This window comes from Haloarcula sp. S1AR25-4, assembly GCF_031624555.1.
Taxonomy (GTDB): Archaea; Halobacteriota; Halobacteria; order Halobacteriales; family Haloarculaceae; genus Haloarcula; species Haloarcula pellucida.
On the sequence record NZ_JAMQOR010000001.1, the window covers coordinates 1216767 to 1232094 of the forward strand.

Below are 15328 nucleotides of genomic sequence, written 5' to 3' on the forward strand. Positions count from 1 at the left end.
CGAAACCCGGTCGAACTGATCTCCGGGCGGATAATGTGAACTATCCAACCTCTTTATCCTCACTGGCGGCGTACTACCGCACGGTGAACACCACTATGGAAAAGAACGTCGGTGGATTCGACCGCACCGCACGGTTCGTCGTTGGACCGATCCTGTTCCTCGTCGGCATCGCAGCGCTGGGCGGCGTGTTGACACTGGCAGCGGGGACGATTGGATTGGTTCTCGGGGGACTCGCACTGCTCGTGGGCCTCGTCCTCACGGTCACTGCGGTCACGCAGAAGTGCCCGTTGAACGCCGTGATCGGACTGGATACTTACCGTGGCGGGTCGTCCCCGGACGCCGGTGACGAGGTAGACCGCGGGACGAGTGGGAACTGAGTTCGGCGTCTGTGTCGACGAGGCTGGATCAGCGGCTATCGTACCGGTCGGTCAGGAACGGTCCGAACGCGCCGGCGACGGCGTCGGCCAGCGCGTCCGTCCGCGTGACCCGCCCGTCGGTGTAGACGCCGACGGCGCCCTCCCGTTTGGCGACGGCCTCGCGGCCGAGTCTGTCGTCCAGTACCGGGCCGAGTTCTTCGCCGTCCCGAACGCGACCAGCGACAGCCGCCGGGAGTCGAATGGACGGCCCGTCACCGAACGCCGTCGTCTCGCCGTCGGTGACCGCCGCCCACATGACGAGCCACAGGCCCTCGGGTTCCGTTCGGTCGGCGACGCCGCCCTCGATACCGACACCGAAGTCGGCGTCGGTGTCCGACAGCGCCGCAGTCGCTCGGTTCCGTGCGCCCGTGGCCGTCTCCTCGCGACCCCACGGCTGTTCGGCCACTCCGGAGTCGACGCCGACCGACACTACGGTGGCGTCGGGCAGAATTCGTTCGACAGCGGTCCGCTTGACCGGGTTCTCGCTCCCGACGGCGACGTCCATATCTCCGGAAACTGCTGAATGATTCATGAGTGTTGTTATTTGAATGGTCGTGGGTGTCGTACACAAACGACTGTTTCGTGGCGTGAGTCGCCCGTCCTCGTTCCGATACCACAATTTTTAAATCTCTTTCGGACAGACGCAGTATTACCGATTGCCTCCGGGTTCTACGGCGAGTCCCACCCGGTGAGCACCCGCCTTCGCAACCAATGAGCGAACACACGCGAACACGACAACGAACGGACGAGCAGACAGAGGAATCGAGTTCGACATCGACCGCCTGCCCGGAGTGTAGCGGCTCTCTCGTGATGGACGACGAACACGGCGAAACGGTCTGTGAGGACTGTGGGCTCGTCGTCGAATCCGACGAGATAGACCGCGGGCCGGAGTGGCGCGCGTTCGACTCCAGCGAGAAAGACGAGAAGTCCCGCGTCGGCGCGCCGACGACGAACATGATGCACGACAAGGGCCTGTCGACCAACATCGACTGGCGCGATAAGGACGCCTACGGCAACTCCCTGTCGGGCAAGCAGCGCCAGAAGATGCAGCGCCTCCGCAAGTGGAACGAGCGGTTCCGTACCCGTGACTCCAAAGAGCGCAACCTCAAGCAGGCGCTGGGCGAAATCGACCGGATGGCCTCCGCGCTCGGTCTGCCCGAGAACGTCCGCGAGACGGCTTCTGTCATCTACCGCCGCGCGCTCGACGAGGACCTGCTCCCCGGCCGCTCCATCGAGGGCGTCTCGACGGCCTCGGTGTACGCCGCCGCACGGCAGGCCGGCGTCCCGCGGTCGCTCGACGAAATCACGGACGTCTCCCGCGTCGAGAAGAGCGAAATCGCCCGCACCTACCGCTACGTCGTCCGCGAACTCGGCCTCGAAGTGAAACCCGCCGACCCCGAGAGCTACGTCCCCCGCTTTGCCTCCTCGCTGGAGCTCTCCGACGAAGCCGAACACCGCGCCCGACAACTCCTCCAGAACGCGAAAGAGCAGGGCGTCCACTCCGGGAAGTCTCCGGTAGGCCTCGCCGCCGCTGCCGTCTACGCTGCCGCACTGCTGACCAACGAGAAGACGACGCAGGCCGCCGTCAGCGAAGTCGCCGACATCTCCGAGGTCACCATCCGTAACCGCTATCACGAACTCCTCGAAGCCGAGCAGGACCTCCCCGTCGCCTGAGCGGGTCAACCGTCGGATAGTCTCGGGCGTCGTCCGGTACGGGCGCCGGTGGAGAATCACGGCTGATAACCACGGAGATATGTTTAATCTGCTGGACCGTCGCGGTGGGAACATGGCTTCAGATTCGGGCAACGTTGCCCAGAGTGTTGCCGGGTCCAGCGACCGGGAACTCGGCACCGCTATCGACGAGCTGTTGCGCACCTCAGAGAGCGTCTCCGCCAGTTCGCAGGAGATCAGCGACCTCGCGAACGAGCAGTCCGAGAACATGCGCGAGGTGGCAGGCGAGGTATCGAACCTCTCGGCGACCGTCGAGGAAGTCGCATCGAGCGCGAGTCAGGTCCGGCAAGTGAGCGACCGCGCGCGCGACCTCGCAGACGAAGGGCGTGAGGTGGCCGACGACGCCATCGACGCGATGGAGTCTGTCGACGAGGCCAACGAAAACGTCTCCGACGACGTCGAGAAACTGCGCGACCGTATCGACGAGATAGACGAGATAGTGGAGGTCATCAACGACATCGCCGACCAGACCAATATGCTGGCGCTGAACGCCTCCATCGAGGCGGCCAGGGCCGGCGAGGCCGGCGAAGGGTTCGCCGTCGTCGCCAACGAGGTCAAGAGCCTGGCCGAGGAGTCCCAGGAGAACGCCACCGAGATAGAGCAACTCGTCTCGAACATCAAGGCCGACACGGAGGACACTGTCGAGAGCATCGACGACGCCAACGAACAGGTCGAAGCGGGTATCGAGCAGGTGAGTCGAACCGTCGAGATTCTGCGCGACATCGACGAGGCCGTCGAGGAGGCCGCCCGCGGCGCCGAGGAAGTCGCCTCCGCCACCGACGAACAGGCTGCCTCGACCGAAGAGGTCGCCAGCATGGTCGACCTGACCGCCGAGAACGCCGAGGAGGTCGCCGACGAAATCGAACAGATAGCCGCGGCCAACGAACAGCAGACCGCGAAGATAACCGAGATTCAGAACCTGCTCGACGACCGATAACCGCAAGACACGAGTCCCGTCGACTTCAGAGGTCGCTATGGAGACGAGCCACCGGGTCGTCACGGGCGACGCCCGAGAGTTGCCACTGGCAGACGACAGCGTCGAACTCGTCGTCACCTCGCCGCCGTACCCGATGATAGAGATGTGGGACGACATCTTCGCCGCGTTGGACCCCGACGTCGGGGTGGCACTCGACGAGGGCGACGGCGACAGGGCCTTCGAGTTGATGCACGACGTGCTCGATTCGGTGTGGGCCGAAATCGAGCGCGTCCTCGTGCCGGGCGGCATCGCCTGTATCAACGTCGGCGACGCCACGCGGTCGCTGGACGACGGGTTCCGGTCGTACCCCAACCACGCGGAGATAACCGACCGGTTCACCGACCGTGACATGCGAGCGCTCCCGGACATCCTCTGGCGGAAACCGACCAACAGCGGCGCGAAGTTCATGGGGTCGGGAATGGTCCCGCCCAACGCCTATCCGACGCTGGAACACGAACACATCCTCGTGTTCCGCAACGGGGAGCGACGCCGCCTCGAACCCGGCGCCGACCGACGTTACGAGAGCGCGTACTTCTGGGAGGAGCGCAACGAGTGGTTCTCGGACCTCTGGGAACTGCCCGGCGAAGCACAGGACATCGACGACGGCCTGCGCGACCGGTCGGGCGCGTTCCCGCTCGCGATTCCGTACCGCCTCGTCTCGATGTTCTCCGTCTACGACGACACCGTGCTGGACCCGTTCCTCGGCACCGGCACCACGGCGCTGGCGGCGATGGCCGGCGCCCGCAACTCCGTCGGCGTCGAGCGCGACCCCGACCTGGTGCGAGCGCTCGCCGAACGAGTGGAGCGTCTCCCGGACCGTTCGGAACGGTTGGCCCGCGAGCGACTGGCCGACCACCGCGAGTGGGTCGAACAGTACCGGGACGCCGGGAAGGAACCGGGCTACGAGGCCGAACACTACGACTTCGCGGTCAACACCAAACAGGAGCGTCGCATCCGTCTGTACGCCGTCGACGGCGTCGAGCGAACGGACGAGGGGTATCGCGTGACCCACACGCCCGTCGAGTGACCGGGTGAGCGGGGGCGGCGTGGAAGACGCCGGTCGTCGGCACGACGAGTATCGCGCTAATTGTTAACACGCCGAGGTGAGAACAGGACAGTGGGGATACCTGCGATGACCCTGACAACCGTACCCAGATACGACCGCGACGCGGTCGACACCGTCGGAGACCACGCGGTAGTCGTCGGTGCGAGCATGGCGGGGTTGCTGGCGGGGCGCGTGCTGGCGGACGGCTTCGAGTCGGTGACGGTCGTCGAGCGTGATTCGCTCCCGGACGAACCGACTACTCGCCGCGGCGTGCCGCAAGGCGACCACGTCCACGCGCTCCAGGAGGCCGGCCGGGCCACCCTCGAGGACCTGTTCCCGGGCTACAGCAAGGAACTCCTGTCGGCCGGCGGCCTGCTCGTCGACACCATGAGCGACTTTCAACACTACGAGAAGGGCGGCTTCCTCGCGGACGGAGAGACGCGCATGCCGATGTACTCCGCGACCCGCCCGCTGCTCGAACAGGTGGTCCGTCGACGTCTCGCCGCCATCGACAGCGTCACGCTCAGGACCGAGTGCCGGCAGGTCGACTACCTGACGAACAGGGACGGCACGGCGGTCACCGGCGTCGAACTGCGAGACGACGGCGGCCGCGACGAGGTGGCGGCCGACCTCGTGGTCGACGCGACCGGCAGGACGAGTCAGACGGCGGCGTGGCTCGGTGACAACGGCTACGAGTCACCCACCGTCGACGAGGTCCACATCGACATCGCCTACAGCACCATCAGCGCCGAGCGACCGACCGGCGACCACCGGGCCTTCTTCGTGCCGCCGGACCCGCCACGCACCCGCGGGGCCGGCGTCTTCCCGGTCGAGGACGGCCACTGGGTGGTGACGTTCGCGGGCGTCCACGGCGACCACCCGCCGACCGACCCGGCCGAACTGCGTGCGTTCGCCGCCACCCTCCCGGTGCCCGAACTGGCCGAGATAGTCGACGAACAGGAGCTGACCGAGGCCGACGTCGCCCACTACCCGTTCCCATCTAACCGGCGCCGCCGCTTCGAGGCCCTCGACCGGTTCCCGGACGGCCTCGTCGTCACCGGCGACGCGCTGTGCAGTTTCAACCCCATCTACGGGCAGGGGATGTCGGTCGCGGCCCTCGAGGCGCTCGTGCTCCACCACACGCTGGCGTCGGCCGAGGACACCGGGTTCGGACTGCGGTTCTTCGAGGCGGTCGAACCGATCGTCGACGTGCCGTGGTCGATCGCAGTCGGCGGCGACTTCGAGTTCCCGTCGACGACCGGTCCGAAACCCCGCGGCACCGACCTGTTCAACCGATACATCGCGCGCCTGATGCGGCAGGCCCACTCGGACTGGCGCCTGCGCGAGGCGCTGGTGCGCGTGTTCATGATGGAGACGCCGCCGAGCACGCTGCTGCGGCCGACGACGGCGTGGCGCGTCCTCAAGCCGACCCGGTCGGACGTCGAGACGCTCTCGACGCGGCCGTTCGCGAGCGGGCACTGGGGACGCCCGTAGCCGCCTGCGGGACCGCCACGGAGGCGTCGTCTTTTTACTCCGTCTCCGCCGAACACCGGGTATGGACTTCACCTCGTTCACGCTACTGGCGGCCGGGTCGGACCTCTCGATGGAACCGGCGGCCCGCGAAGACGCCGACGGCGTCGAACTCCGCATGGACTTCGCCGAGGACCCGCTGGGCCAGCTCGACGCCTACGACGGCGACCTGCCGGTCCTCGTGACCAACCGCGTCGGGTGGGAGGGCGGCGAAGCGCCCGACGACGCCGCCCGACTCGACGCGCTGGAACGCGCCGTCGAGTACGACTCGGTGACGGCGGTTGACCTCGAACTCGCGGCGCTCGACGGTGCTGGCGACCACGACGCCGGCCGGGTGGCCGACCACGCCCGCGACCACGGCGCGTCCGTCGTCGTCTCGACGCACGACTTCGAGGCGACGCCGGACCGGGCGGCCATCGAAGACCGACTCGATCGGGCCTGTGAGTACGGGGACGTGGGGAAGATGGCGTCGACAGCCCACTCGCCCGACGACGTCCTCGCGATGCTCGGCGCGACCCGTACGCTATCGGCTGCCGACGAACGGGTGGCGACGATGTGTATGGGCGAGGCCGGCCGACATTCGCGGGCCGTCGCGCCGCTCTATGGCTCTCGCATCGGCTACGCGCCGGTCGACCCGGACGAAGCGACGGCCCCCGGGCAGTACGACCTCGCGACCCTGCGTTCGCTCGTCGAGCAGTTACAGAGCGAGAAGTGACCGACGTTCGAACGCTGGCGGTGTCGCTCAGTGGACCGGGCCGCTGGTCTCTCGCCGGTCGAAGGCGTCGGCGGTGACTGGAAAGCAGGATGCTACCGGCCGTAGGTCAGCCGCGTCGCCACGTCGTCGAGGCGGCGCTTGACGCCCGACAGCCACGCGGCGGGTGAGACGGCCCGAGCCTCGTCGTCGGACACCTCGATGCGCTCGCTACCGAACGCGCTGGACCCGTCGCCGTCCGAGACGTCTACGACGGTGGTCATGCTACACCGACCGCAGGTCTCTGTCTCTTTGCCCATGATATACCGTGATGATTGTCGGGAGAGACGAATAAAGGTTGTCTCTGTGCGTGGCTCGCGGGGACCCGTCAGCGAGCGGTCGGTGTGTCAACTGCCTCGGTTCGGCCTCGGAACTCGTCTGCGTGGGTAGCGCCGACCACTGCGTTCAGTGGTGACGCCAACCGGTCGTCGTCGGGTTCTGTGCGAACGTCGACACTGCGGGCCGCGTCGTCTCCGGGCAGACGTTTTAGGTGGATCGCCGACGAGTGTGCGGTATGGGGTATCATCACATTATACCCGGCGACGTGAGCGCCACGCCAGACCGGCCATGCGTCAAGCGGGCCCTAGGCGACGTCGCAGGGCTAGAACAGATGGCTGCGAACGTCTACGAAGTGGCACCCGGCGAGCAGATTCCGCTGGCTTATCACTACCACGACGACCAGGAAGAGGTGTTCTACGTACTCTCGGGCACCCTCCACGTCGAGACGCCGGACGAGACGTTCGAAGTGGGGGCCGACGAGGTGTTCGTCGTCGAACCCGACAGCCCACAGCGAGCGTACAATCCGGACGCCGCCACTGAACCAGCCCGGGCGTTCGTCGTCGGTGCGCCGTCCGTCGACGACGTCCACCCGTACGACCCAGACGGATGAGCGAATCTGACGACACTCACCGGCCGGCGGACGCGCCCGAGACGGTGGCCGAGGCGGAGGCGGAGTTGCCCTCGTGGGACGACGAGTATCTCCAGCGCGTCGCCGACCGCCTGAAGTTCAACTACGACCTCCAGCGGGACTACGCGGCAGGCGGGGAGCGCTTCGAGATGTACGGCCGCCTGTACGTCGAGAGCCAAAAGCAGTTCCTCCACCAGTCCATCAACTGGGCCAACTACGAGACGGTCGAACACCTGTTCGTCCGGCGGGCCGACGGCGTCTCGGAAGCCGACCTCGACGCACTCGTCGAGTTGGGGCACGACCTCGCCGAGGAGTGGATAGAACCGAGTGAGGAGCATCAGGGGACGGACTTCACGTTCGTCCTCGTCGTCTCGGACGTCCCCGAGAACGTGCGGTCGTACGTCGACGGGTTCCGCGACCGGACGCTGCTGAAGTACGGCTACTACGGTGCCTACGAAGTGAACCTCGCCGTCGTCGCCCCCGATCGCGAGGACGCCGTCGGGAGTACGGAGGCTGACGTGACCGCCGCCTTCGAACTGTGGCGTGACCTCGAAGCGGGACCGAGCGGGCTGCTGGGTCGGCTTCGGGCCTGGCTGGGATGACTCGACCGGTCGTCGCCCTCGCTCTCGTCGCCGTCGTCGCACTGGCAGGGTGTTCCGGCGGCCCGTCGCGCGTGGTCGCCGCTGGATCACCGGCCACGGTCGACGCGGCGGCCCTCGACGGAACCGGCTACGAGCGGGTCGGGACGACCAACAGGACGCTCAACACGACGGTCCAGTCCGTCATCAGCGGTGACGTGCAACTCGACGCCGAGCGACCGGTGACGGCGACGACGCCCATCGCGACCTACCGGCGCGGGACCGACAGCGGCCCCGCACTCCTCCTCGTCGCCACGGCGCCAGCCGTCCGACCGGTCGAGAACCAGCCCACCGTTCGGAACCCGCTGGACACGCTCTCGACGGCCGACCTCGTGGGCTACCTCCAGTCGACCTACGCCGTCGAGTCGCTGACACGGGGCGAGAACGCGACGGTTCGATTGCTCGGCAACGAGACGGTGGCCCGGACCGACACCGGCGTCGCGACCTACGACGGCAAGTCGACCCGGGTGGTCGTCACGGTCGCGTCGGTGCGCGACGGCGACGAGTTCGTCACCGTCGTCGCCGTCGCCCCGCGCTCGGTGGCCGACCACGAGCGAGTCAAGCGGGTCGTCGCTGGCGTCACGCACTGAAAAAGTACTGCGAGGCGTCGTCTCCGAACGGCGGTCGGCGCGTCGCCGACGCCGCTGGAGCGGGCTTCAGTCGTCTGCCGGGGCGGCACCGGGCCGTTCGCGCACGGTCCGGATGTTCTTGTAGCCGATCCAGACCAGCGAGAGCGCGAGGCCGACCAACACCAGTGCCAGCACGATTTGGACGGCCACCGAGATGCGTGCGAAGATACCCGCACCCTCGGCGAAGCCGCCCTGGATGAACTGGAGGTACAGGTTCTGGTACAGCGAGAGGTACAACAGCGCACAGACGGTGATGACGGTCATCAGCGCCATCGGCACGCCGGTGCTGATGAGCTGTTTGTCGTCGTCCCAGTTGGCCAGCCACACCGTCGCGGTCAGCAGTGCCAGCGCGGCAAGCAACTGGTTCGCGCCGCCAAACAGGGGCCAGAGGCTCGCCCACGACCCGCTGGCGACCAGCGCGTAGGCGACGAGACACTGGATAGCGGCGTTACTGTAGCGGTTGATGCCGACCTCCTGTGCCTGTCGCACGACGGTCGACTCGGCGTCGGGCGTACCGACGATTTCCTCGGCCATGTAGCGCCCGAGTCGGACCGCCGTGTCGGTCGAGGTCAGCAGGAAACTAACGAGCACGAGCGCCATGAACACGGCACCGACCTGCTGTGGAATGCCGAAACTCGTCAGCATGACGGCGCCGCCCGACGCGAAGTTCGGCAGGGCACGGCCGATGCCACCACCAGCCGTGACGCCGGCGACGGCGACGGTGCCGAGTGCGACTGTCGCGAGGAGCCCCTCACCGAGCATGCCGCCGTAGCCGATGGGGCGGGCGTCTGATTCCTTGTTCAGTTGCTTCGCAGTGGTCCCCGAAGAGACCAGCGAGTGGAAGCCGCTGATGGTCCCACACGCGATCGTCACGAACAGCAGCGGGAACAGCGGCAGGCCCGCCGTCCCCATGAAGCCGTAGTACGCTTCGAGTTCGATGACCAGCGGTTCCGCGGACGTCCCGAGCAACGTCCCGACGATGACCGCCAGCAGCGCCCCGCCGACCCCCGCATACAGCAGGAACGACGAGAGGAAGTCACGCGGTTGGAGCAACATCCACACCGGGAGCACCGACGCGATGGCCGCATACAGCAGGATGACCGGAATCCAACCGGCGGTGTTGGCACCGAGCGTGCCCGCCGCGGGCACTATCGACGCCAGTCCCGACCCGAACAGAACAGTCGTTCCAGCCACGTACGAGGAGCCCTCGGCGGCCGGGAACAGTGCGATGGGGAAGTTGAGGCCGACCCACACGCCGCCGAAGACTGCGGCGACGAAGACGGCGGTCCCCGGGATGAACGGGAGGTCTAGCTGGTAGAGGTAGACCCCGAACACCAGCGCCAGCGCGATGTACACGAAACTCGCCGTCGCGGCCTGCGGATAGGCGTTGAACACGATGGCGACGACGAGTGCGAACACCGCCACCACGAGAATGATCGTGAGGAACGCGAACCACAGCAACATCTTCTTGCCCCGTTCGCCGACGTATTCGCCGATGATGTAGCCGATGGACTTCCCCTCGTGTCGGAGACTCCCCGACAGCGAGACGAAGTCGTGGACGCTACCCATCAACGGGTTGCCGATGGCGATCCACAGCAGCGCCGGGGCCCACCCCCAGACGACGCCGGCCGTGATGGGCCCGACGATGGGCGCACCCCCGGCGATGCTGGAGTAGTGATGTCCCAGCAACACCGGTTTCTTCGAGGGGACGTACTCCTGTCCGTCCTCGTACTTGTGTGCCGGTGTCGTGTTTTCGTCGCTCAGTTCGACGAACTGTGCGAGATACCGCGAATACCCGAGGTATCCTACGCTGAACGTGAGGAGCGTCGCGACGACGAGCCACAGTACTTGTACCATGTTGTCTACCCTCATCCGTATCTGTGGGCAAAAAGTATTTAATAATTGTGGACAATTGGGGTCGGAATCGCCAGAGAGAAACCGAGCAGTGGCTACGCCGGCCCCGTCGGACCGCCCGGAATGGTCATGCCTGTGGCGGGGACGCGGCCGTCTCGATGCCGAGTTCCTCGGTGACCTCCGCGAGGAGGTCGCCCTTGATTTCGGAGACGCGCTGTTCGATGACGGCGACGACCGGTTGGTCGAACTCCGAGTGGATACGTTCGAGTCGGTCCTGTTCGGTCCGGTGCCGTTCCCGCAGATACGTCGCGCCTTTGCCGGTCTCGTCGTCGTCCGGTGCCGGTGCGACCTTGTTGACGACGAGGCCGCCGACCGTCAGGTTCGCGTCGGTCAAGTCGTCGATAGCACGGCGGGACTCCTCGATAGAGAGTTCGTCCGGGTTCAACACGAGGTAAAACGCCGACTCCTCGCGTAGCGTCTCGCCGGCGAACTCGAACATCTCCTTGCGTTCCGTGAGTCGGCGGATGATGGGGTCCTCTTTCAGTTTCTGTCGGGCCTCCTTGTCCCCGATAGCGGCCTTCTCGAAGAGGTCGACGCTCTCCTTGCGCTTGGCCGTGAGCCGCTCTATCCACGATTCGAGGAACTCCGGGAGTGCGAGCAGTCGGAGCGTCCCGCCGGTCGGCGAGGTGTCGAAGACGACGCGGTCGTACTCGTCGCTGTTTCGCATCACGTCGATGAACCGGTCGAACAGCGCCGCCTCGTAGGCCCCGGGCGTCCGGTGGGCCAGCTCTATCTGGCGGTCGATCTCGTTGACGATGGCCGGACTCACCTGATCCGACATCGTCGACTTTATCTCCCGCATGTGGCGCTGGACCTCCTCGTCGGGGTCCAGTTCCATCGCGAAGAGGTCCTCGTGGCCCTCGACGGGTTTCGGGTCGTCGTCGAACTGCTGGTCGAAGACGTCCGAAGTGCTGTGGGCCGGGTCCGTCGAGACCAGCAAGGTCCGAAGACCGTCGTGAGCGCACTTCAATCCGTAGGCGCTGGAGACGGTCGTCTTGCCGACGCCGCCTTTCCCGCCGAAGAAGACGAACTTGTTCATGTTAGAAGTGATACTGCTGGCCCTTGCGTTCGATGTACGACTGACGGTCCCACATCCGCCGTTCCCACTGGACGAACTCGTCGGTCAGGTACGGGAGGAGTTCGGCCGTGTAGTAGGAGACGGGACTCGGGATACCGAAGGCGTCGGCGAAACAGGCGAACATGAACACGTCCGCCGTGTCCTCGGCTTCCTTCTCTATCTTCTCGAAGGACGGGTGCTCTATCATCCCGTGATAGAGGCCGTGCAACCACTCCTCTACAGTATCGAGGTAGGCCCGAATTCGTTCATCTACGTTCATGGGTATTGGTAGCAGGCGCGTCCCAGATACGTGTTCCGCCGGTCAGCACGCACACCCAGTCGACCCCTGTGACCGCTCGAACCGCATCTCGTCTCCGCAGGTCGGGCAGTTCGGAGTCCCCGCTCCCTCGACGTCGACGTCTCGAATCCGTTCGTTACAGTCGTCACACCAGTAGGCACCCTGCGACATCTCCTCGGTGACGTCGCCGCGGTTCGCCGACTGCGTCGACGCCCGTAGCACCTCCTTGACCGTCGTCAGGATACTCATGGGTCGACGTACCCACGTGATGAACATAAACGTTCGTGTAGGATTGTGGCCCCGACGCACAACCGCCGCGCGGCCGGCCGTCAGGCGACGCTGTCGGCCAGTCCGTCCAGCATCCGGTCGAGTTCGCCGCGCCGCTTCCAGGCGGCGATGCGGTCGGTCAGCGAGGCGAGGGGCAGTCCGAGACCGACCGACGACCGGACCGTCACGTCGCTGCCGTGGTCCCGCGCTACGTACGTCAGCGTCGTCTCCATCGCCTCGAACGGCCCCTGTTCGCCGACCTGTCGGTAGTGGAGTCCGTCAGCGCGGTCCTCGAACTCGAACACCGCCTCCATCCCACCGCCGCGGGCCGTGACTCGCTGTCCCTCGTCGGTGTCCGCTGTCGCCACGACTGTGAAGGTCCCCTCGGCTTCGAGGACGGTCGACGGCGAGAGCACGCGTTCGAGTTCGGCCGGCGTCGCGTCTACGAACCGCGTCTGGACGACCTCGCGCATGGCAGTGCTGTCGCCGCCGCCTGCCATAGTTCCACGGGCTACTGGGCAACGAGGGGCAAGGCGAGCGCCGCGACGGCCAGAAAGCCCCCGACGACGCCGTAGAGGAGTCGCCTGAACCGCGCCTCGGCGGGTATCTCTCCCCTGAGGGACGGCCGCTCTGTCCAGACGTAGCGGTGGTAGGCGACGGCGGACGTCAGGCCGGTCACCGCGGCCGCGACGGCGAGGGCTACCGGGAACGAGGCCCCCAGTTCCATGGCGTAGATGGGGCCAAAGGAGAAACTCACGGCGAACCCGAGCCCGCTCACGACGAGGAACGGGACCGGGTCGACTGGAGTGCCCTCGCGGTTGTGGAGCATCACCGCATCCTTCGGACAGGCGGAATATGAACCCATCTATCTAGACAGATCGTCAACAACTAATCCACACAAATAAGACCGCCCCAGCCCCCACAGAGGGGTATGGCATCCGACGGAGACATCCGTGTGCTGCTGGTGTTGGATCTCCTCCTCTCGCTCGCGTTCAGTACCGTCGTCGTCTGGGGGCTGAGCTTCTTCGACCTCGCGTCGTTCACACTTCGAAGCGTCGCCACGACGGCGCTTGCGCTGGCGGTACTGACGTATCTCCTCGTGCTTCGCTGATACTGGTGGCTGTAAGTTCGTAACGATATTCGCCACCCCGAGGTGGCGAATTACTTCAGTTTGTTACAGCCACCAGTATGAGTCACGCCAGCCAGTCGGTCAGCGACGAGACACCACGTATCGGCGCGGCGGGTACCCGCTGGTGCGACGGCGCGCTGGCAACACAAACCGATACACTGCTCGCTGACACCTCAGTAGTTCGGAAGATATAGGGGAGTGTGCCACCGACGTTCGGAATATGACTGATACTGGGCGAAAGCGGCCGTGGCTCGCCGCGACGCTCGCCCTGCTCTATCCCGGGTTGGGACACGTCTACCTGCGGGAGTGGCTCCGTGCGGTTCTCTGGTTCGGCCTCGTCGTCAGCACGTCGACGTTGCTCATCGGTGACGAGGTGGTGGCACCGCTTCAGGACGGGTTCACCGTCGACAACGTACTCGCCGTCTCTGAGGCCCTCCCGGTCGAAGTGGCCGTGGCGCTGCTGGCTATCAGGGCGCTCTCGATGGCCGACGCGTACCTGATGGCCACCCGGGAGAACGAGGCCACGGAAATCGTAGCGGGCGCGAAGTGCCCAAACTGCGGGAAGGAACTGGACGAGGACATCGACTTCTGTCACTGGTGTACGACAGAACTCGACCGCCCGCAGGCGGGCGCAGAACAGTAGGACGGGTGCCGTGCCGACGGTGAGCGGTCGGCCGTTTACTTCTCGATGATGCTCTCTTCTATCTTCTCGCCGAAGTGCGTCGCCGTGTCCTCGTAGTGGACGAGAATCTCGTCGCCCGGTTCGAGGTCGGTGACGGCGGTGCGACCGTCGCGGGTGTGGACCTTGATGGTCTCTGCGTTCTGCAGCAACGTTTCGATGCGGTCGCCGTCCTCGGTTTCGGCCTGTATCCGGAACATCGGGCGCTTCTCTATCTTCGCGCGGCCGACGATGGCTTCGCGCGTGTGGCCCTCGGCGTCGACTATCTGGACCTCGTCGCCGGACTGCAACTCCGAGAGGTACTTCGTGCCGCCGTCGGGCGTGCGGACGTAGGCGTGGACCGCTCCAGCGTTGACTCTAAACGGCCGCGAGGCGACGTACGGCGACTCCGCGGTTTCGGCGTGGACGAAGAAGAGACCGCGCGCCATCGACCCGACGAGCATCCCCTCGTCGTGTTCCATCAGGTTGCCCGTGTCGATACAGACCCGGTCGGCAGAGCCGGTCTGTTCGATGGCAGTGACCTCGGCGTACTCCAGTTCGAGTCGTTCGCGACCCACCTCGTCGCGGACCTCGACGGTCTTGCGGATCTCGTCGACGTCGTCGGTGTCGAGTAACACGCCGTCCGCCCCCCGTTCGAGCGTCTCGTAGGCGGTGCGGGCGTCCTCGGCGGAGGTGACCCCGGCGATGAGGTCCGTCTCCTCGCCGACCCGAGCGATGAGGTTCTCGAGTGGAATTATCTGCCAGTTCTCGCTGACGACGATTGTGTAGTCGGCCTCGGTGGCTACCGCTTCGGCGAAGGCCTCGTAGTCCTCGTCGAAGATGCGGACGTATCCGCCCTCGGGACCGGCACCGTTCTGACGGAGCGCCGAGAGGTCGGCAGATCCAGAGAAATCAGAGGGGAGGTCGACGGTCCCGTCGCCTTCGCCGTCCTTGCCGACGATAGTCGCGTCGGCGTCGGAGTCGTCGCCCTCGGCGTCCATGACGTGGACGTCGCCGTTCGAGAAGGCGGCGACGTTGACGGCTCCGAGGTCCTGCACCCGTTCTACGTCGGCTTCGTCTACCAGTACCCAGTCGACGCCGGCTTCGAGGCCGGCGGTGATACGCCGCTTTCGCGTCTCCCAGTCACCGACTTCGTCGTCGGCTTTGAGCCACACGCTTCGTGTCATACCGCCACGTCCGCAACGGTGGGGCTTGAACGTGGCGGAACCTGCAGGCGACGCGCCGGTGACCGCTCGAAGCGACACGACCGGCGTCCGCTACCCGAGGGGCCGGCCGCTACGAATATCGCACGTGACAATGTGACCGATAGAATTATACATCTGATTGATAGATTGTATACGCAACACTATCTCGTTATGTGG

Annotated in this window: 20 protein-coding genes; 11 read left to right on the top strand and 9 right to left on the bottom strand. The window is 65.9% G+C overall.

What is annotated here, in order from left to right:
* Nucleotides 1–95: 95 nt before the first annotated feature.
* Nucleotides 96–377, top strand: a complete 282-nt coding sequence (locus tag NDI85_RS06405; RefSeq protein ID WP_310915289.1) for a DUF2892 domain-containing protein — start codon at nucleotides 96–98, stop codon at nucleotides 375–377.
* A gap of 28 nt (nucleotides 378–405) precedes the next feature.
* Here NDI85_RS06405 and yjjX read toward each other — a convergent pair whose 3' ends face one another.
* Nucleotides 406–921: an inosine/xanthosine triphosphatase gene (gene yjjX / locus NDI85_RS06410; protein WP_310915290.1), complete on the bottom strand. Its 516-nt coding sequence runs from the start codon at nucleotides 919–921 to the stop codon at nucleotides 406–408.
* 206 nt (nucleotides 922–1127) lie between these two features.
* Between yjjX and NDI85_RS06415 the strand changes: the two genes are divergently transcribed.
* From NDI85_RS06415 to NDI85_RS06435, 5 genes are all read left to right on the top strand, one after another.
* Nucleotides 1128–2090 (top strand): transcription initiation factor IIB family protein, encoded by a 963-nt coding sequence (locus NDI85_RS06415; RefSeq protein ID WP_166968619.1) that lies wholly within the window; start codon nucleotides 1128–1130, stop codon nucleotides 2088–2090.
* 112 nt (nucleotides 2091–2202) lie between these two features.
* Nucleotides 2203–3084, top strand: a complete 882-nt coding sequence (locus NDI85_RS06420) for a methyl-accepting chemotaxis protein (RefSeq protein WP_188993627.1) — start codon at nucleotides 2203–2205, stop codon at nucleotides 3082–3084.
* A gap of 37 nt (nucleotides 3085–3121) precedes the next feature.
* Nucleotides 3122–4150 carry a site-specific DNA-methyltransferase gene (locus tag NDI85_RS06425; protein ID WP_310915291.1) on the top strand — a complete coding sequence of 343 codons (1029 nt, stop codon included), beginning with the start codon at nucleotides 3122–3124 and terminating at the stop codon, nucleotides 4148–4150.
* 105 nt (nucleotides 4151–4255) lie between these two features.
* Nucleotides 4256–5662, top strand: a complete 1407-nt coding sequence (locus NDI85_RS06430) for an FAD-dependent monooxygenase (protein WP_310915292.1) — start codon at nucleotides 4256–4258, stop codon at nucleotides 5660–5662.
* A gap of 61 nt (nucleotides 5663–5723) precedes the next feature.
* The gene (locus tag NDI85_RS06435; RefSeq protein WP_310915293.1) at nucleotides 5724–6413 is read left to right on the top strand and encodes a type I 3-dehydroquinate dehydratase; all 690 of its coding nucleotides are present in this window, start codon (nucleotides 5724–5726) and stop codon (nucleotides 6411–6413) included.
* A gap of 92 nt (nucleotides 6414–6505) precedes the next feature.
* Here the strand turns inward: NDI85_RS06435 and NDI85_RS06440 are convergent, their stop codons facing one another.
* On the bottom strand, nucleotides 6506–6709 hold the full coding sequence (locus NDI85_RS06440; RefSeq protein ID WP_166968609.1) for a hypothetical protein: 204 nt from the start codon (nucleotides 6707–6709) through the stop codon (nucleotides 6506–6508).
* A gap of 254 nt (nucleotides 6710–6963) precedes the next feature.
* Here NDI85_RS06440 and NDI85_RS06445 point away from each other — a divergent pair, with 254 nt between their 5' ends.
* From NDI85_RS06445 to NDI85_RS06455, 3 genes are read left to right on the top strand one after another with little or no spacing between them, the layout of a single operon-like run.
* On the top strand, nucleotides 6964–7338 hold the full coding sequence (locus NDI85_RS06445; protein ID WP_310915294.1) for a cupin domain-containing protein: 375 nt from the start codon (nucleotides 6964–6966) through the stop codon (nucleotides 7336–7338).
* A complete protein-coding gene (locus NDI85_RS06450) occupies nucleotides 7335–7958 on the top strand; it encodes a hypothetical protein (RefSeq protein WP_310915295.1) in 624 nt (207 codons plus the stop codon). The genes NDI85_RS06445 and NDI85_RS06450 overlap by 4 nt, the downstream gene beginning before the upstream one ends.
* A complete protein-coding gene (locus tag NDI85_RS06455; RefSeq protein WP_310915296.1) occupies nucleotides 7955–8584 on the top strand; it encodes a DUF6517 family protein in 630 nt (209 codons plus the stop codon). The genes NDI85_RS06450 and NDI85_RS06455 overlap by 4 nt, the downstream gene beginning before the upstream one ends.
* Before the next feature lie 66 nt (nucleotides 8585–8650).
* On the opposite strand, the gene NDI85_RS06460 is transcribed toward NDI85_RS06455, so the two are convergent.
* The 6 genes from NDI85_RS06460 to NDI85_RS06485 form a co-directional block, all read right to left on the bottom strand.
* Nucleotides 8651–10480, bottom strand: a complete 1830-nt coding sequence (locus NDI85_RS06460) for a carbon starvation protein A (protein ID WP_188993615.1) — start codon at nucleotides 10478–10480, stop codon at nucleotides 8651–8653.
* Nucleotides 10481–10604: 124 nt separating this feature from the next.
* Entirely contained in the window at nucleotides 10605–11576 is a 972-nt protein-coding gene (locus tag NDI85_RS06465; protein ID WP_310915297.1) for an ArsA family ATPase, read from the bottom strand.
* 1 nt (nucleotide 11577) lies between these two features.
* Nucleotides 11578–11874, bottom strand: a complete 297-nt coding sequence (locus tag NDI85_RS06470) for a hypothetical protein (protein ID WP_188993610.1) — start codon at nucleotides 11872–11874, stop codon at nucleotides 11578–11580.
* Between the two features lie 42 nt (nucleotides 11875–11916).
* Nucleotides 11917–12141, bottom strand: a complete 225-nt coding sequence (locus tag NDI85_RS06475) for a hypothetical protein (RefSeq protein WP_188993608.1) — start codon at nucleotides 12139–12141, stop codon at nucleotides 11917–11919.
* Between the two features lie 80 nt (nucleotides 12142–12221).
* A complete protein-coding gene (locus tag NDI85_RS06480; RefSeq protein ID WP_310915298.1) occupies nucleotides 12222–12659 on the bottom strand; it encodes an SRPBCC family protein in 438 nt (145 codons plus the stop codon).
* Nucleotides 12660–12670: 11 nt separating this feature from the next.
* Complete coding sequence (locus NDI85_RS06485) at nucleotides 12671–13024, bottom strand: hypothetical protein (RefSeq protein WP_229783057.1); 354 nt, start codon at nucleotides 13022–13024, stop codon at nucleotides 12671–12673.
* Between the two features lie 66 nt (nucleotides 13025–13090).
* On the opposite strand from NDI85_RS06485, the gene NDI85_RS06490 reads away from it, so the two are divergent.
* Complete coding sequence (locus NDI85_RS06490; RefSeq protein WP_188993606.1) at nucleotides 13091–13270, top strand: hypothetical protein; 180 nt, start codon at nucleotides 13091–13093, stop codon at nucleotides 13268–13270.
* 238 nt (nucleotides 13271–13508) lie between these two features.
* Nucleotides 13509–13931: a zinc ribbon domain-containing protein gene (locus NDI85_RS06495; protein ID WP_188993604.1), complete on the top strand. Its 423-nt coding sequence runs from the start codon at nucleotides 13509–13511 to the stop codon at nucleotides 13929–13931.
* A 35-nt stretch (nucleotides 13932–13966) separates the two neighbouring features.
* Here NDI85_RS06495 and NDI85_RS06500 read toward each other — a convergent pair whose 3' ends face one another.
* Nucleotides 13967–15133: a 3-dehydroquinate synthase II gene (locus NDI85_RS06500; protein WP_188993602.1), complete on the bottom strand. Its 1167-nt coding sequence runs from the start codon at nucleotides 15131–15133 to the stop codon at nucleotides 13967–13969.
* Nucleotides 15134–15328 lie beyond the last annotated feature (195 nt).

Coding starts and splice junctions, on each gene's coding strand:
- NDI85_RS06450 (WP_310915295.1), top strand. CDS start 7,335: ATGAGCGAATCTGACGACACTCACCGGCCGGCGGACGCGCCCGAGACG.
- NDI85_RS06480 (WP_310915298.1), bottom strand. CDS start 12,659: ATGGCAGGCGGCGGCGACAGCACTGCCATGCGCGAGGTCGTCCAGACG.
- NDI85_RS06440 (WP_166968609.1), bottom strand. CDS start 6,709: ATGGGCAAAGAGACAGAGACCTGCGGTCGGTGTAGCATGACCACCGTC.
- NDI85_RS06445 (WP_310915294.1), top strand. CDS start 6,964: ATGGGGTATCATCACATTATACCCGGCGACGTGAGCGCCACGCCAGAC.
- NDI85_RS06470 (WP_188993610.1), bottom strand. CDS start 11,874: ATGAACGTAGATGAACGAATTCGGGCCTACCTCGATACTGTAGAGGAG.
- NDI85_RS06420 (WP_188993627.1), top strand. CDS start 2,203: ATGGCTTCAGATTCGGGCAACGTTGCCCAGAGTGTTGCCGGGTCCAGC.
- NDI85_RS06460 (WP_188993615.1), bottom strand. CDS start 10,480: ATGGTACAAGTACTGTGGCTCGTCGTCGCGACGCTCCTCACGTTCAGC.
- NDI85_RS06485 (WP_229783057.1), bottom strand. CDS start 13,024: ATGGGTTCATATTCCGCCTGTCCGAAGGATGCGGTGATGCTCCACAAC.
- NDI85_RS06405 (WP_310915289.1), top strand. CDS start 96: ATGGAAAAGAACGTCGGTGGATTCGACCGCACCGCACGGTTCGTCGTT.
- NDI85_RS06415 (WP_166968619.1), top strand. CDS start 1,128: ATGAGCGAACACACGCGAACACGACAACGAACGGACGAGCAGACAGAG.
- yjjX (WP_310915290.1), bottom strand. CDS start 921: ATGGACGTCGCCGTCGGGAGCGAGAACCCGGTCAAGCGGACCGCTGTC.
- NDI85_RS06455 (WP_310915296.1), top strand. CDS start 7,955: ATGACTCGACCGGTCGTCGCCCTCGCTCTCGTCGCCGTCGTCGCACTG.
- NDI85_RS06495 (WP_188993604.1), top strand. CDS start 13,509: ATGACTGATACTGGGCGAAAGCGGCCGTGGCTCGCCGCGACGCTCGCC.
- NDI85_RS06430 (WP_310915292.1), top strand. CDS start 4,256: ATGACCCTGACAACCGTACCCAGATACGACCGCGACGCGGTCGACACC.
- NDI85_RS06475 (WP_188993608.1), bottom strand. CDS start 12,141: ATGAGTATCCTGACGACGGTCAAGGAGGTGCTACGGGCGTCGACGCAG.
- NDI85_RS06465 (WP_310915297.1), bottom strand. CDS start 11,576: ATGAACAAGTTCGTCTTCTTCGGCGGGAAAGGCGGCGTCGGCAAGACG.
- NDI85_RS06500 (WP_188993602.1), bottom strand. CDS start 15,133: ATGACACGAAGCGTGTGGCTCAAAGCCGACGACGAAGTCGGTGACTGG.
- NDI85_RS06425 (WP_310915291.1), top strand. CDS start 3,122: ATGGAGACGAGCCACCGGGTCGTCACGGGCGACGCCCGAGAGTTGCCA.
- NDI85_RS06490 (WP_188993606.1), top strand. CDS start 13,091: ATGGCATCCGACGGAGACATCCGTGTGCTGCTGGTGTTGGATCTCCTC.
- NDI85_RS06435 (WP_310915293.1), top strand. CDS start 5,724: ATGGACTTCACCTCGTTCACGCTACTGGCGGCCGGGTCGGACCTCTCG.